The organism is Streptomyces sp. TOM-9 (assembly GCF_056858595.1).
The window spans coordinates 4701692-4717178 of sequence record NZ_JBXEQB010000001.1 but is presented as its reverse complement, the minus strand read 5'-3'; the positions used below and the strand labels follow the sequence as shown (position 1 = coordinate 4717178).

16 protein-coding genes are annotated in these 15487 nt (G+C 66.0%); 13 read left to right on the top strand and 3 right to left on the bottom strand.

From position 1 onward, the window contains the following. The first annotated feature begins 169 nt into the window (after positions 1 to 169). Positions 170 to 808: a DUF4365 domain-containing protein gene (locus AC1VWI_RS21900; protein WP_499512712.1), complete on the top strand. Its 639-nt coding sequence runs from the start codon at positions 170 to 172 to the stop codon at positions 806 to 808. After that, positions 805 to 1959, top strand: coding sequence for a hypothetical protein (locus AC1VWI_RS21895; RefSeq protein WP_499512711.1), 1155 nt, complete (start codon positions 805 to 807; stop codon positions 1957 to 1959). The genes AC1VWI_RS21900 and AC1VWI_RS21895 overlap by 4 nt, the downstream gene beginning before the upstream one ends. A 36-nt stretch (positions 1960 to 1995) precedes the next feature. Here the strand turns inward: AC1VWI_RS21895 and AC1VWI_RS21890 are convergent, their stop codons facing one another. Next, positions 1996 to 2514: a GNAT family N-acetyltransferase gene (locus AC1VWI_RS21890; protein WP_499512710.1), complete on the bottom strand. Its 519-nt coding sequence runs from the start codon at positions 2512 to 2514 to the stop codon at positions 1996 to 1998. Beyond that, complete coding sequence (locus AC1VWI_RS21885; protein ID WP_499512709.1) at positions 2511 to 3293, bottom strand: GntR family transcriptional regulator; 783 nt, start codon at positions 3291 to 3293, stop codon at positions 2511 to 2513. Before AC1VWI_RS21885 ends, AC1VWI_RS21890 begins: the two co-directional genes overlap by 4 nt. Before the next feature lie 456 nt (positions 3294 to 3749). Here AC1VWI_RS21885 and AC1VWI_RS21880 point away from each other — a divergent pair, with 456 nt between their 5' ends. The 6 genes from AC1VWI_RS21880 (at position 3750) to AC1VWI_RS21855 (ending at position 8882) form a co-directional block, all read left to right on the top strand. Beyond that, entirely contained in the window at positions 3750 to 4013 is a 264-nt protein-coding gene (locus AC1VWI_RS21880; protein WP_499512708.1) for a DUF6284 family protein, read from the top strand. Further along, positions 4010 to 4876: a DUF2637 domain-containing protein gene (locus tag AC1VWI_RS21875; protein ID WP_499512707.1), complete on the top strand. Its 867-nt coding sequence runs from the start codon at positions 4010 to 4012 to the stop codon at positions 4874 to 4876. The genes AC1VWI_RS21880 and AC1VWI_RS21875 overlap by 4 nt, the downstream gene beginning before the upstream one ends. Then, a complete protein-coding gene (locus tag AC1VWI_RS21870) occupies positions 4876 to 5295 on the top strand; it encodes an RRQRL motif-containing zinc-binding protein (protein WP_499512706.1) in 420 nt (139 codons plus the stop codon). The genes AC1VWI_RS21875 and AC1VWI_RS21870 overlap by 1 nt, the downstream gene beginning before the upstream one ends. Then, on the top strand, positions 5292 to 7403 hold the full coding sequence (locus tag AC1VWI_RS21865) for an ATP-binding protein (protein ID WP_499512705.1): 2112 nt from the start codon (positions 5292 to 5294) through the stop codon (positions 7401 to 7403). The genes AC1VWI_RS21870 and AC1VWI_RS21865 overlap by 4 nt, the downstream gene beginning before the upstream one ends. A 204-nt stretch (positions 7404 to 7607) precedes the next feature. Then, a complete protein-coding gene (locus tag AC1VWI_RS21860) occupies positions 7608 to 8075 on the top strand; it encodes a hypothetical protein (RefSeq protein WP_499512704.1) in 468 nt (155 codons plus the stop codon). Positions 8076 to 8087: 12 nt separating this feature from the next. Continuing rightward, a complete protein-coding gene (locus AC1VWI_RS21855; protein ID WP_499512703.1) occupies positions 8088 to 8882 on the top strand; it encodes a deazapurine DNA modification protein DpdA family protein in 795 nt (264 codons plus the stop codon). Positions 8883 to 8952: 70 nt separating this feature from the next. Here the strand turns inward: AC1VWI_RS21855 and AC1VWI_RS21850 are convergent, their stop codons facing one another. After that, positions 8953 to 9948 (bottom strand): SRA domain-containing endonuclease, encoded by a 996-nt coding sequence (locus AC1VWI_RS21850; protein ID WP_499512702.1) that lies wholly within the window; start codon positions 9946 to 9948, stop codon positions 8953 to 8955. Positions 9949 to 10111: 163 nt separating this feature from the next. Here AC1VWI_RS21850 and AC1VWI_RS21845 point away from each other — a divergent pair, with 163 nt between their 5' ends. The 5 genes from AC1VWI_RS21845 to AC1VWI_RS21825 all read left to right on the top strand — a co-directional run bounded on the left by AC1VWI_RS21845 (position 10112) and on the right by AC1VWI_RS21825 (position 15454). Continuing rightward, on the top strand, positions 10112 to 11017 hold the full coding sequence (locus AC1VWI_RS21845; RefSeq protein WP_499512701.1) for a bifunctional DNA primase/polymerase: 906 nt from the start codon (positions 10112 to 10114) through the stop codon (positions 11015 to 11017). Positions 11018 to 11184: 167 nt separating this feature from the next. Further along, positions 11185 to 12333 (top strand): DUF3631 domain-containing protein, encoded by a 1149-nt coding sequence (locus tag AC1VWI_RS21840; protein WP_499512700.1) that lies wholly within the window; start codon positions 11185 to 11187, stop codon positions 12331 to 12333. A 269-nt stretch (positions 12334 to 12602) separates the two neighbouring features. Further along, positions 12603 to 12815: an excisionase family DNA-binding protein gene (locus tag AC1VWI_RS21835; RefSeq protein WP_499512699.1), complete on the top strand. Its 213-nt coding sequence runs from the start codon at positions 12603 to 12605 to the stop codon at positions 12813 to 12815. A gap of 9 nt (positions 12816 to 12824) precedes the next feature. Next, entirely contained in the window at positions 12825 to 14000 is a 1176-nt protein-coding gene (locus tag AC1VWI_RS21830) for a tyrosine-type recombinase/integrase (RefSeq protein ID WP_499516882.1), read from the top strand. Between the two features lie 368 nt (positions 14001 to 14368). Continuing rightward, positions 14369 to 15454, top strand: coding sequence for a hypothetical protein (locus AC1VWI_RS21825; protein ID WP_499512698.1), 1086 nt, complete (start codon positions 14369 to 14371; stop codon positions 15452 to 15454). The last annotated feature ends 33 nt before the right edge of the window (positions 15455 to 15487 follow it).

Here is a 15487-nt window from a genome sequence, read left to right as displayed (position 1 = left end):
GTGGTTAGTGTCATCCTGAGCCTGCTACTGGCCAGTAGCAGGCTCAGTGCCTACGAGAAGAGAGGTTAGTCGCCGGGGCGATAGTGCTCGGCTGTTAGGCACTGACACCTCCGAGGGCCCCAGATGAGGGGCGACGTGGTCACAGGCTCAGACGTGGAGGGAGTCGTAGATGTCAAGATCACGTACGCTTCACAGCCGTTCGACCCGTTGCGCTCCCCAACCCCATGGGATCAACATGGTGCTGCAGGGGGCGAGACTGCGGTCGGCGGGGTGGGGGGCTTGGGTGGGGCTGAACAGTGAGGTCTGGCAAGGCCACTTTGCCGAGGGCCTGGTTTGGGCGCTCTCTTGCGCTGCCGGCCTGAACCCGGGTAGGCGAGCCTTGGATGTTGACGGGGTCGACATCCAAATCGGATTCCCGGGCAGGGCTCACACGATGAGATATCCGCAAATTGAGGCCCAAGTAAAATCTTGCTGCAATCCGTCCTACGTTGGCGATTGCTTCTCTTATTCGATCCCCGTCAAGAACTACAACGATCTAATCGGTCAAGTCGGGATTGATTTGCCCACTCGCCGATATTTGTTCCTTGTTCACACCCCGGCTTCGAAGGCCGAGTACGTCGCCTCTACCGCCTTATCGACGAACTTTCATTACGCTACTTATTGGGTCGATTTGATGGACCGAGATCCGATAGACCCGAACGAGCAGGCGACGAAGACGGTTCATGTCCCGACAGGGAACCTGCTAACCGTCGACAGTCTGACGCAACTCGTTAAAGGCGACGTCATCGAAGGGGGTCGTCTTAATTGATTACGAATGTAGGGGATTTCTACTCCGCCCTGTCTGGCGATCCGCAGCGCATCTCGCTGTATCTCACGTCGCGTGGTTGGCAGCCACAGGAGGAGTCGGGTGGGACGCTGTGGCTGGCGCACGACGAAGCGTATGAGGTGTTCGTGCCCCGCTATCGAACCATGCGCGGGTATGCCTCCTACGTGCGGAACATGCTCAAGACTCTTTCAACTGTTGAGTCTCGCAGCGAGTCTCAGATCGCACACGAGATTTCGGTATCGGATGCTGACGTCCAATACGTACACACGGACCCGGATACGGACCCAGGCACTACACCCATCGATGAAGGCGTCAAAGCCTTCGAAAGCTTGCGGCTATGGGTGCTCTCCGGGGCGGTCTCGGCAACTGGAGACAAGCCGCGACTGGTTCAACCGGCGCGCAAGCCAGCCCAAGCCCTTGAATTCATGCGCGGGGTACGGCTTGGCCCTACCTTCGAGGGTAGCTATGTGCTAACCGTCTACATCCCCGTGCCGCCTCATATCGGACAGACTGCGATTGAAGTCGATCACCCACAAATCAAACTCCTGAGTCAGCCTTTCCAGAGGCGCGTTTCACTCAGGTTGCGCGAAGCAACGATTGAGGCACTCAATGCCGCGGATGAAGTTATCCGGCGCCGCGAAGGAATCGAGGCATTTACTCGTCGCGCGGAGAAAGGTGTCAATGCGAACCTTTGTGAGGCGCTTACGGGATTTACCTCCCGAGAAGGCGGGGACGCTCGGATTGACTTCTCTTGGGCGTTGTCTCGTCCTGTCGAGCCTGGGGCCCCCATCGCGCTTGGAAGGGATCATGTAACTGTCCTCCGTGAGGCTGCTCAAGAAATGCGCGCCGCAGCCCCTGAGGATGACGTCACGGTAATTGGGGCTGTCGTCAGACTGCACAGGGAAGGCAAGCTCGGTCCTGGTGAGGTCAGCATCGCAGGGATCGTAGAAGGCGGATTTAACGATCGCCTTCGTCGTATCTGGCTCGATCTTCCAGAAGAAGACTATTCCTTGGCTACGCGGGCTCACGATAGCGGCGCTTCAGTATCGGTTACTGGAAGTCTCGTGAAGCGCGGCAACAGGTACGTCATGAAAAACCCATCGGGCTTCACAGTGCGCAACGAAAATACGTAGCCGTCTGACTCCTGGAATTGCTGAGATTTGACGCCTCTATTCTGCCGATGTACGGGGGCCTACTGCTCGTTGGAAGAGGGCGCCTGACCTGCGATGGGGCAGGTCCACGATGCGTACAAGGGTGAAGCCTGCGGCCCTGTAGTAGCCGTGCAACCCCTCGTTGTCCTTCCACGCGTCCAGGCGAAGCCACCGCTTGGCTTTCGCTGCGGCATGATTCGCGGCCCAGTCCAGCAAGTTCATACCGAGACCGTCGCCGGCCGCGCTCCTGCTCACCGCCATTCGGTGCACGTAGAGCGCGGATTGTGGGTCATCGTCCGGTGTCCAGAATTCCGGGTCGGCGACATCGTCTACTTGCAGGGTTGCGATCGGTTCGTCGCTCGCGTACGCGATAAAGCACACGCCTTGTTCCAGGGCTGTCATAATGCGGTCGCGGTGTGGCGGATACTGCCATTGATCGATGCCACGGGATGCAAGCCAAGCGGATGCCTCGCCCAGAAGCGATTCCACAATGCCGAGATCCTCGGGACCGCCGGGGCGGATGTGCAGATTGTTCATGCTTCCTCGTTTGGCACTTCACGCTGTCGCTCATACGAGATGACATGCCGGTCGCCGGGGAGCACTGTCACCGCAACGCGCACTGGCTGTCCTTCGCTTGTGAACCCAGTAGTGACGTGGACACCGACCGGTGTCCCGGGTCCGAGGTCCAAGCGGTGCACCTGTTCGGGTGTGGGCATCCGTACGTACAACTCATCTAGCGCTCGAACCTGTCGGTAGCCGAGTTCGGCCAGCACCTCGTTAGCCCCGCGAGTGATGTCTTCCGGGCGCATAATCTCCGAGTCCCGCACGATGGCGAGCGGGAAATAGCTGTCGTTGATGTTGAACGGCTCACCGTCGAGGTAGCGCACCCGCTTGCGGACTGCGACAAGTTCACCCGGCTCCAGTCGTAGCCGCTTGGCCACGTCCTCTGGGGGCTCCACGATGGCCACTTCGATTTCCTGGCGCGGCTCGCGGCCCTCTGCCGAGTACTCGGTCACGAAGGCGTCCATTTCTGGCGAGTACGGCCGCTTGCGGAACTCTGCCTGGGGACGGAACACCATCGGACGACGGCGCCGGACGAAGTGACCCTGCGGGCGGGCTGAGATCACAAGCCCCTCGTTCACGAGCTGGGCAAGCGCCTTGCGCACGGTCTCGCGCGACACGGAGTACTGATCACGTAGCTCCGCTTCCGTTGGAAGCTTCGCGTCCGGTTCGAGCTTCCCGGATGTGATCTGCTCCCGCAGCGCGTCCGCGATCTGTTGGTACATGGGGTTTCGCCCGAGTCGCGTCACTGTCATGCCTCCCATGGAAGCCGCTGGCTGACTGCATTGTCCAGTCAATGCGGCCAATGCTCTTGCGGTCCGCCAGTCGGTCTGCCAACATCCTGACTGTAGCCATTGTACGGACAATGGCTACAACGCCCCTCGGGCATTCCTGTGCTTCTCGGCAGGCGTGCCTCGCTCGCCCGGAGGTCCTGGCGACAGGTCTGAAGGAAGCGGTCGTTCATTGACAACTGAATGGGGATCATGCCGCCTCTCCTCGGCCAAGTAGGCGGCCACGCGCTTCTGCGTGCTGAACAGCGCAACCCGACTTGTCCACAGCCTATGTATCTGTGGCCGGTTGCCTCCGCTGCTCGTCTCGTACGAGCAGCGCTGAGGGGAGCCGGGTCTTCCTGCTCTAACGGCGCGCACCCCCGGAGTTGCCGCTCCGGGGGTGCTGTTCGGGCCGTTCCTCCGTGAAAGGAACTGTGACCCATGGCGTACATCGCTGCACGTCATCCGGTTGTTACCGGCGCCCTGTCCGATGGTGAACCGTCGGACGCTGAGCTGTCCGCGATCGAGCGGGAGCTCCCGCTCATCTCCGCTGAGGTGGAGTTGCTGGACGCCCAGATCATGACGCTCGACCGCACCCCCACTGAGGTGGACGCCCGGCGCCTGCGTCGGGCCCGCCGGCGCGTGCTCGCCGCCCGCCGGGTCCTGGCCAACGGCCCCGTCGGGCAGTCGGGCGGTGCCGCGTGAACCTCAAGCGCAAGGGACGGGCCGCCCTGGTGCTGGCCCTGGTCGGCGTTGTCGGCATGGCCTTCCGGGTCTCCTGGAACGCGCTGCGCGACGTTGCCGAGACGATCGGCGCGGACGCGACCGCGGCGACGCTGTATCCGTTCGTGGTCGACGGCCTGATGGCCTTAGCCCTGATCGCCACCTTGGTCCTGACCGATCGGGACCGCCGCTTCGCACTGCGAGTTCTGGCCACGTACACGGTCGCTTCCCTGCTGCTGAACTACGTGCACGGACTCGTGCCCGAGTTGCATGGCGGGTCGGTCGACTGGGGTCGACTGGCCGACTGGGACCCGGCGAACTGGGCCCTGGTGCTGCTCGCAACGTCGCTGCCGGTCGGGTCGATCTACTTCGGCTCCGACCTGGTGGCCAAGGTGCTGCACCACCAGTCGGCTCTGCACGCGAATGCGGGGGAATCGACCGAGACCAAGAGGAATCGGTCTAGGGCTGACCTGGAAGAGTCGACCCCCGCGACACTCGTCACGGTGCCGGCTCCGGTCGAGCTTCCCGCCCCGACCGCGCCCGCCGTGGTGGAGCCGGTCCGGTCGATCGAGTCGGCACCGGTCGCGGTGGCCGCGGCTGAGTCGACCCGGCCCCGTGGGGCGACCGGTCGGGTCCCCGAGGTGGCCCGATCGCCCCGACCGGTGCGGACGGCCGATGAGCTGTTGATCGAGGCCCGCGAGGCGACTGCTGGTTGGGCGATCGAGGACCTGACGGCGGAGGGCATCCGCCGCGCGGTGCGTACCTCGCCGGCGAAGGCGCGCGTGCTGCGCGAGACCCTGCGCGCTGAGCGGGCCGGCGGCGGCGACGTTGAGGTCGTTGCCTGATGTCGCCGGCGTTCGGGAAGTGCTACGACCCGTCCGGCGCCACGTGGGGGATACCGACCTTCCCGTGGCGCCTCGCGCCCGACGGCTACGCGACCCGCCGGCAACTGCGGGCCCGCGGCCTGCGCCCTGGTGGTCAGCCGGTTGCGGCTCAGCTCATGCGCCAGGCCCGCCGGCGGAAGTCCGGGGTCCTGGTCGCCTACCTCTACCGGATCGACCGCGCGAAGCCCGTGCGGCCGATGACCCCCGGAAAGCGGGCTGCGCTCGCCGCGGCGATGACGGCCCGTCGTACCTGTCCTTCCTGCCGTTCCGATGCGGGCTACGTGATCCCCGTGTCGCTCGGCATGTGTGTGCCCTGCGCGTACCCCGACACCGATGTGGACGCCCCCGGCGCGGGGCAGTCAGGAGAGCCCCGAGCATGAGTGACAACGTCGTTCGCCTGTTCAAAGACAACTCCACCGACACCGCGCCCGCCGTCGACCCCAAGCCCATACCGGCCCCCGACAGCCCCCGCGTCACGCGGCGTTGGGTGCGCTCCGGCCGCGCGGTGAAGACGGCTGCCACGCATGAGCGCACGAAGACGGTGGCGCGTGCGGTGATCCGGCACGGCATGTACGTGCTCGGGGGCACGCGGATCGTGGTGCGCCGCACGTGGGAGGGTCGCACCGCGGCCCGGTACGAGCGGATGCTGCGCGCGGCGGAGGCCGCGGGGCAGTTCGATGAGGCGATGCAGTGGGAGGAGCGCGGGCAGCGCTTCCGTGCCGCCCGGCACCGTCGGCGCATGGATCTGCTGTACTCGCCCATCGCCGCAGCCAAGGGGATCGTGGTCGGGACCGGGGTCGGGATCGGTGGGCTGGTCGCCCTCGGGATCGTGATGGCGATCGCGACGAAGGACGTCACGGACGTCGTGACCCCGATTATGGCCGTGATCAAGTTCATCAACCTGATGATCACGATCGTGCAGGTGGTGTGGGGTCCGCTGGTGCAGATCGGGCCGTTCCTCGCGCTGCTGGCGCTGTGGGCTGTCGGGCGGCACCAGCAGGCGGCCCCGCAGTGGACGATGCCGGCGAACGTGCGGTCGGTTGAGGGGGAGCCGATTACCCCGTCGATCGTGGTCAAGGCCCTGCGCGACCTCGGCGTGCCCGCCCTGCGAGGCGCCATCAAGGAGATGGGCGACGCCGGCGCCTCCATGCTCGGGCCGATCCGGATCGCCGGATGCGGCGTCGAGGTCGACGTCACCCTCCCGTCGGGGGTCTCCACGATCGAGGTGCAGAACCGGCGCCGCAAGCTCGCCGAGAACCTCACGAGGCACGAGCACGAGGTGTTCATCACCATCCCAACCGCAGCCCGCACCGTGCGGCTGTGGATCGCGGATTCCGGAGCGTTGGACGAGCCGATCGGCCCGTCCCCTCTCACGACGGACGAGACACTTCGGGCCGACTACGCCAAGGGCCGCGCCCCGTGGGGCCAGGACCTGCGCGGCGACGCCGCAACCCTGAGCCTGTATCAGCGCCACCTGCTCATCACGGGCCTGTCCAACCAGGGCAAGACCGCAGCCCTGCGTGCACTCGCGTTGTGGCTGGCGCTCGATCGTTCGGTGGAGTTCCGGGTCGCGGACCTGAAGGGCGCGGGTGACTGGGCCATGTTCGACGGCCTGGCCACCGTGCTGATCCAGGGCCCGACCGATGACCACGTCATCCAGGCAACGGAGATGGTCGAGAGCGGCGTTGCCGAGATGGAGCGGCGCCTGACCGCCCCGCCCGGAAGCGTCTTCCCGCCCCTGATCGTGCTGGTGGACGAGGCGCAGGTCGCGTTCATGTGCCCGCTCAAGGACGAGGACAAACGCCCCTACGGCGGGTCGAAGGCCACGTCGCGGTACTTCATGGCCGCCCGGAAGATCCACAACCAGGGCCGTGCCGTGAACGTGCTGCTGTGGCAGGGAACCCAGGACCCCACCGACCAGAACCTCCCCAAGCTTGTGCGCGAGGGAGCGCACACGCGTGCGTCGCTTGCGCTCGGTACGGAGTCGCAGGCCCGTATGGCGCTGGGGGACAAGGCCGTCGATGGCGGCGCCGCCCCCAACCTGCTCCGCCCGGGGCTGGACAAGGGCACGGTCGTCGTCGCCTCCGACGGGATCGCCATCCCCGCAGGTCAGGCGTCCATCACGGTCCGAACCCACTACATCGACACCGACACCGCGACCGAGATCGCAGAGCGGGCGAAGCGGATGCGGGACGGGGTGACCACGCTGCGAGTCATCGAGCACGGTGAGGACCGCGACCCTCTCGCGGACATCGCCGACGTGGTCGGGGATGCCGCGCGGGTGCTGACGCAGGACGTGCTGAAGCGGCTGGCGACGTTGAACGCGGACGCCTACGGCGGCTGGTCGTTCATCGACCTCAAGCGCGTCCTGGACGGCACCGGCGCTGAGCCCTACAAGTCCGACGGCCGCATGGTCATCGGCCATGACCGGCTCGCCCGGGCGCTTGCCAACCGCGACGCCGACGGTTCCGCTTCCGCTGAGAAGTAGAGGGAGCCGCACCCCCGGCGGGTCAGGGAGGCAGGGAGAACTCCCTGAACCCCTCCCTGACCCGCCTCCCTGCCCCTGACCAGCACAGATGATCCATCAGGGAAGCAGGGAGGACCGCAGGTCAGCACCCCCAACACCCCCGCCTGAGGCACCCCGACAGGGGGTGCCTCAGCCTCCCTGAACGATGGTGAGAAGGGATTCCGCATGTTCCCCGACAGCACCCCCGCCGCGGCCACCGAGCAGGCCGTGACCATCCACCAACCGGTTCCGCTCGCACCCGTGCAGCCGTATGCCGCCCCGCTCCCGCCCCTCCAGCCGGACACCGCGGCGACTGTGACGAGCGTCGTCCTCCCGGACGGCCGCGTCGTCACCGGCTACACCCTCACTCCCACACCGGCCCCGCTGCCGGAGCAGACGCGGCCGGTCGTCTCCCGCACCGCGGTCAACATCGCGTTGGGCGGTGTCGGCTTCGCCGCCGTGTGCGGCGGGTTGGTGCTGCTGACGACGTTCATCGCCGCACTCGCGGCGCTGGTCCACCAGCTCATCATCCTGGCCGCGGTCATCTTCGGCGGATGGATCGCCGCCCAAGTCCTCCGCAGCGACAAGGGCGACCGCGGGACCACGGTCAACATCCGCAAGGCCGTCTTCAAGCGCAACCACTTCCACGGCTGACCAGGGGGCGCGGTGCTGTTCTACCTGACCACCCACAAACGCCACTGGGTCCGACTCACCAGCGTGCCGCTGTTCCTCAAGTCCGAGCACTTCACCGCCGCGCGCAGCCTGCCCGAAGCGTTAGGCCCGTACGCGGTGGACTCCGGAGGCTTCTCCGAACTCCAACGGCACGGCCGCTGGACTCGCGCTCCGCGCCAGTACGTCGCTGATCTGCGGCGGATATGGGAAGGCGTGGGCCCGTTCAACTGGGCAGCGCCGCAAGACTGGATGTGCGAACCGATCATGCTCCACGGCGGCACCGCCGGCCCCCAGCACTTTGCCGGCACCCACCTGAGCATCGGCGAACACCAACGCCGCACCGTCGCCAACTACCTGGAACTACGCTCCCTCGCCCCGGACCTTCCCATCATCCCGGTACTGCAGGGCTGGGAGCTCCCGGACTACGAACGCTGCGTGAGCCTGTACGAGGCCGCAGGCGTCGACCTCACCCGAGAACCGACCGTCGGACTGGGTTCGGTCTGCCGCCGGCAAGCCACCCGCGAGGCCGCGGCCATCGTCACCACCCTCGCCGGATACGGGCTGCGCCTGCACGGCTTCGGCTTCAAGACCCTCGGGTTAGAGAAGGTCGGCCACCTGCTGGCCTCTGCGGACTCGCTGGCCTGGTCCACCCACGCCCGACATCGGCCCGCGATGACGGGTCACACACACAAGAACTGTGCCAACTGCCTTCCGTACGCCTTGAACTGGCGCGCCCGCGTCCTGACCCGTATGCCTGCCTGGCAGCAACCCGCTTTGGATGCGGCGTAGCGGGCGGGCCGCTCCTCCTCAGAGGGAGCGGCCCGTTTCGGTCTCTGCGAGGTCGGATACGGCGGCCGTGCTAATCGGGGATGCCGGTGAAGCCGTCCACGGACGGAACGACCAGGGCCATGCCGAGGCCGTCAATCAGGTCCCTAACATCGTCTTCGGGTGCGCCGGGGAGCAGGATGGCAAGCTTCAGGCCCTCCTGGGGGATGTGGCGGCGGTAGTCGAGCAACTGGCCGATCGCCATCCGCACGTCATTACGGCGGGCGCGTCCCTTGGCCTCGTAGAGCACCCTGCTGGTCGCGTCGTACAGGTCGGTCGCGAGTGTGCTCGTAGCTCCCTTGATCGCGATCTGATAGCGCTCTACCTCGTGCCCCTGGGATTCCAGGTAGTCCTTGAATGCCTCAGTGAGCTTGGCTTCGCGGCGCTTGGCCGTGCGCGGCTCACTGGTGCCATTCACCACGCTCTCATCGGTGTCATAAGCCTCCGGCGGCACCAAATCAGCGGTCGTCTCCGGGAACGGCACCCGCTCTACCCGGGTCTCCTGCAACGGCTGGACAGAGTCGGTGGCGCGGATGTCCACCTGGTCGCCGTCGAACGGCCGCAGCCGGAATACGTACAGCCGGCGGAGGGCGCCTGTCTTGTCGTGATCCCAGCGCTCCACGTACGGGACGACCGTGTCCACCGTCATCTGGCCCACGTATCGCTGCCAGCGGGTCCCGCTGTCACCGACATTGCCTTCGGAGATGAACAGGTGCACCACATGGCCCTGGGCCTGGTGCTGCAGCACCCGCTCGTTCAGTCCCGTCAGGACCTGGTGGCCGGTGGTTCCGGTGCCGGTGTAGTCGAAGACCGGACCAAGGTCATCGCTCTCCGCCCAACCGTCGAAGTTGTAGCCGTGGTCCTTGCTCTTCTTCGGATCGGAGAACAGCAGCACCGTTCCGGTCTTGCTGTAGTAGACGACGCCGCCCTGTGACGGCTTCCCCTTGGCTTCCGGGCCATTGAAAGCCTTGTCCAGCGCGGCCCGGGTGGTCTTCCTGCCCGGCGTCAACTCCAGCGATTCACTCGGCATGGCGTCACCGTACGCGCCACCACCGACACCCCCATTCCCCGCGTCCTACCGGAGCTCCCAAGCACGTCAGCGCCGGCAGCACGCCAGGGGCGGCCCGCGTCTCGCCAAAGTCCCGAGCCGCCCCCGCATCCAGCGCCCGTAAGCGAACTGGAGGACATCCAGCATGACCCACGACCCACGATCTGCGCTGCTATCGGCAGCCTTAAGCGCCGCCGAACAGGGCTGGGCGGTCTTCCCGCTGCGCCCCGTCAGCAAGCGGCCTGCCCTGCACGGGGAGGCCACCTGCCCCCGCACCGGTCCCTGCGCCACGGGGCATCGCAAGTGGGAGCAGCGCGCCACCACCGACCCGGATCGCATTCGCGCGGCCTGGTCGCAAGGGCCGTTCAACGTCGGTATCGCCACGGGCCCTTCGGGACTGGTGGTGGTCGACCTCGACATGCCCAAGGACAACGGCAGTGCAGACGCACCTTGCGGCGCGGCGACCTTTAAGGCGCTCTGCGAGCGCGCCGGACAGGCCGTCCCCGACACCTACCGGACCCGGACCGCGAGCGGCGGAGAACACCTGTACTTCACCGCACCGGCCGGCATCCGGTTGGCTAACACCGCCGGCACCGTCGGCCCGTTGGTCGACACCCGCGCGTGGGGCGGATACGTCGTCGCCGCCGGCTCTGAGACCCCCAGCGGCCGATACGAGGCCGCAGGCGGCCCTGTGGTCGTCTCACTGCCCCGATGGCTGCAAAGCATCCTGCAACCGGCCCCCAAGCCCGCACAGGCACCCTCAGTGGCCGTAGCGGGGCAATTTGGCAGATACGCTGACATTGCGCTCGCCAATGAGACGCGGAACGTCGCTACGGCCCAACAAGGCTCGCGTGAGGCGACGCTGTTCCGGGCCGCACGCGCCGTGGGGCGGTTCGTCGCGTGGGGCGACCTCCCCCGGCATGTGGTCGAGCAGGCTCTTCAGGAAGCAGGCGAGGCGGTCGGACTCCCGGCGTCACAGTGCCGCTCCACCCTGCGCAGTGCCCTGAACTGGTCCATCGCCCACAACCCGCGCCGCCGGGACACGGCATGACCGCCCCCGCCTCACTGAAGAGCATCCCCACCCCCGACGGCCCCCGCCCCGCCACACCGGCCCACGCCCCCGCGGCGAGTGGTGCGCCGAAAGTCGTCGCCCGTGAGGGCGTCCTGTCAGCTCTTCGCCCTGACCCCCAGCAGCAAACCGACCGGAGGACTGCCCCCATGACCGACGGCGCAGCACTGCTGAACGAGGTGGAAGCCTTCCACCGCCGCTTCAACGCCTTCCCTACCGAGGCCGCATACGTCGCGGTCGCCCTGTGGGACGCACACGCGCACCTGCTGGAGTGCTTCGACTCCACACCGCGTTTGGCGTTCCTGTCCCCCGAGCCGGGGTCAGGGAAATCGCGGGCGCTGGAGATCGTGGAAACCCTCGTGCCGCACCCCATGGTCGCGGTCAACGCCTCCGCCGCAGCCCTGTTCCGGGCCGTCTCCGGCAACGCCGGGCGGCCCACGATCCTGTTCGACGAGATCGACACCATCTTCGGCCCCAAGGCAGGCGACAACGAGGAGCTCCGAGGCTTCCTCAACGCCGGCCACCGCCGCTCCGGCGTCACCTACCGGTGCATCGGGGACGGCGGCAATCAGACCGTGCAGGCATTCCCCTCATACTGCGCGGTCGCGGTCGCAGGACTCGGCTCGTTGCCCGACACGATCCTGACCCGCTCCGTCGTCATCCGCATGCGCCGCCGTGCCCGCACCGAACGCGTGGAGCCATTCCGGGCCCGCGTTCACGAGGCCGAAGGCCACCGGCTGCGCGACAACCTCGCGCAGTGGGCAGAGCAGGCCCGCGGGTTCGTCATGGGCGCCTGGCCGCAGATGCCCGACGGCGTCACCGACCGCCCCGCGGACGTGTGGGAGCCCCTGCTGGCCGTTGCTGATGCTGCCGGCGGCGACTGGCCCCGTCGGGCCCGCGATGCCTGCCTCACCCTCGTGCGGGCCGCGCAGTACACCGACAAGCACAGCATCGGTATCCGGCTGCTCACCGACCTGCGCGACCACGTGCTGATCGGCGTCGACCGCCTGCCCACGATTTCCATCCTGGACCGGCTGAACGCCCTGGACGACGCCCCATGGGCTGACCTGGACGGTAAGCCCCTGGACAACCGGCGGCTGTCCCGGATGCTCGCCGAGTACATGACGGGCGACAACGAGCCCATCAGGTCCCGGAACATCCGCACCACCGGCGGGATCCTCAAGGGCTTCCATGCCAAGGACCTGGACGACGCGTGGGCCCGCTACTGCCCCCCTCCCCAGAAGTCCGCTACAGCCGCTACACCGCTACATCCCAGCTCAGAGGCCATGAATCTGTAGCGGCAACCCCAGATGTAGCGGCTACGCCCGCCGACGCGGTTCGCGTGCGTAGCCGCTACATCGAACCTCTCCGCTACAAAAAACCACCCGCTGACCTGCGATGTAGCGGCGTAGCGGATGTAGCGGACTTCCCAGAAGGGGGCCGCGGGCCCCGATGAGCGCGTACGGAGGAGAAGCGCCGGATGGCCGCCGCACCACGCACACCACAGGGCCGGATCGTCAGGCTCCAATCCCACTCGGCAGCACAGTCCCGAAGCGAGGTGAACGTCTTGCGTGAGCGATTCCTGTCGGTTGCCGAGGTGGCCGAAGTGCTCGGCACAACCGAGCGGTTTCCTCGCCGCCTCATTGCCGAGCGGCGAATCACCTTCGTCAAAGTCGGCCGCCACGTCCGCATCCCCGAAAGCGCGCTGACGGCGTACGTCGAAGCACACACCGTTCAGCCCATTCAGCCTCGCCGACGTCACCAAAGGAGGGCCGCGTAAGTGGCGAAGATGGGACCGAAGAAGGGCAAGGCCATGCGGCGCTTTGGAGCGGTGCGGATGTACCGCTCCGGCCGCTGGACCGCCTCATACGTCGACCCGACCGGGCTGCGACGCAGGGCACCGGACACCTTCGACACCAAGGCCGACGCGGAAATCTGGCTGTCCCAGGTAGAGGCAGACATCACGCGGAAGGACTGGCGTGACCCGGATGCGGGTGCGGTCAACTTCGAGGAATACGCGCTGAAGTGGGTCAAGGAACGCGGGGTCGCGCCGCTGACCGAGGAACTGTACGAACGGCTGCTCCGGCTGCACGTCCTACCCACGTTCGAGGAATACGACCTGGACGAGATCACACCGCCGCGCGTGCGTGAGTGGCGAACCGAACGGCTCGCCACCACGGGCGCAGCGACCACCGTTGCCAAGTCGTACCGGCTGCTCAAGGCCATCCTGGAGACGGCCACCGACGACGAACTGATCCGCCGTAACCCCTGCCGGATCAGAGGCGCCGGCAAGGAGGTGGCGGAAGAACGAGAGATCGCCACTGTGCCCCAAGTGGACGCGCTCGCTGACGCTGTCGGCCCGCGGTGGCGCCTGATGGTCTACCTCGGTGCCTATGGGCCCCTGCGCCCGGAGGAACAGGCAGAGCTACGGCGCAAGGACGTCGACATCGACACGATGACGATCCGCGTCCGCAAAGCCGCGCCGGAACTGAGCACCGGGGAGCGCGCAGAAGGCCCGACGAAGTCCGAGGCAGGGAAGCGGTACGTCGTGCTGCCGGCGTTCCTTCGCACGGAGCTCCGTCGGCACCTCGACTGGTACGCCGAGAAGGGCCCGGAAGGTCTCCTGTTCGTGGGGGAGAAGGGTGCGCCGTTCCGGCGGTCGTCCTTCGGGCGGAAGTGGCGCCGCGCGCGGGCGGTCGTGGGGGTGCCGGACGGCTTCCGGTTCTACGACCTCCGGCACACCGGGCACACCCTGTCGACCCGATCCGGCGCCACGCTCAAGGACACGATGGTGCGGGCCGGCCAGTCGACGGAGCGGGCGGCGCTCATCTACCAGCACTCGGACCGCGAGCGTCAGAAAGAGGTCGCGAGCGGGCTGGACAAGATGGTGCGCGCCGCCCGTGAGAACGACGCTGACCAGCTGGAAGAGGGGCCAGGTGGTGCGGAGGTGGTGCGCGGCGCCTGAATCGGTCTAGACAACACAACGGCCCAGGTTGGGGACTGCGTCCCTGGCCTGGGCCTTCATCTTTGGAGCGGGTGACGAGAATCGAACCCGCGCTCTGAGCTTGACCCCCTTGCCTCGGCCTGCGCAATTGGTTGATGAGGGCCCGCGTGCGCGCTGTGGTGTCCTCTTACTGGCCGAGTCTGTCCGTCTCAGGTGTGGAGAGATGCCGCCAGAGATGTCAAGTTACGCCTGGACGAGATGGGAGAGGGCCCTACACTTCAGATCTGGCGCCGGGCGGTTGCGGATTCGGCAGCTGACTCAAATAAGCGTGGATATCAGCGCAAACTACAAGTGTTTCATGGGGGATCGAAGTGGATTGGCCTACCTTTATGAAGGAGGGGCTTTACCTCATTCCCGTAATTTTCGCATTCGCGGCGATTGTCACGTTTTCCTTTCTTTCGTTCCTGGAAAGGGAAGGGCGCGTGATGGCGTGGGAGGGGGGTAGGCCAGTATCATTTTTGCCGCACAAGGTGAAGGAATCCCGCTGGAGCTTTGTCGTCGATCGGCGCGCAATGGCGATTCGGCGATTTGCTGGTGGTGAATATCGATTCAAGGGTCCTGTCGTCAGGCAGTCCGTAAGTATTTGCAGTCGAGCTCTGCGGGCGATTAATAGGATGCCTGCGTTCTGGGCTCCCCTCTTCTTTATTCCGTTTGCTCCATATTTCATCGCGCTTCAGCTAGGGTTCACCCTGCTGGCAGGCATTGGTGTGGGCGTTTACGCATTGACCGTCATGGTCATGATGACGCTTTTGGCCAGGCGTCAGATGCGCTGGGCTTGCGAATATCCGTACGCGCCAATTTTGAATTGCCAGAACGTCCTCAGTACGTGCCATAGCACTGTCAAACAGAGGATTAGGCCCTTCATTCTCCTCAACCATAGAATGTCGGAGTTGGTATATAACCTCGGAGATTTTGCTGTCTATGTTCCCGGGACTTCGCTTCAACGGGAAGAGATGTCGGCATATGTGGCCACGGTGCAGCGCGCACTACATGAGGCGATGGCTGAAGTGCGACGGCATGGGAGCATTGATTCGATAAAGGAACTTGTTCGGCTGGTGGCGGTCCTCCAAGAGAGGCTTATTCAAGGGCGCTGGCAGGGGTTGCTTGACGAGAGCGACATTCCTACAGGCGATTTCCCGCTCTTGCGGCGTTCCCCGGCGCGGCATCGAGACACTTGGCTGGTTCTAGCCGGCGGCGTCTTGGCGACTGGGGTTGCCGGATCAGCTATTGCGCTTGGGGTTCCCGAAGTGGCCGCCCTCCTAGGTGCGATGACTTTTCTTGCGGCTCCCGCCCTATTTTGGGGAAGTCAACGACTTAGTGTTTCTCCGTTTTCTGTATTCCAGGGCTTGCAGTCGGGCCTCAATCAGGGAACAAGTAATCAACAACCTCCGCCAGGGCCGCCGTCACTTCCCTAGGAGTCCGATAGTTCTCCAGCCTTGGAGGCCTGG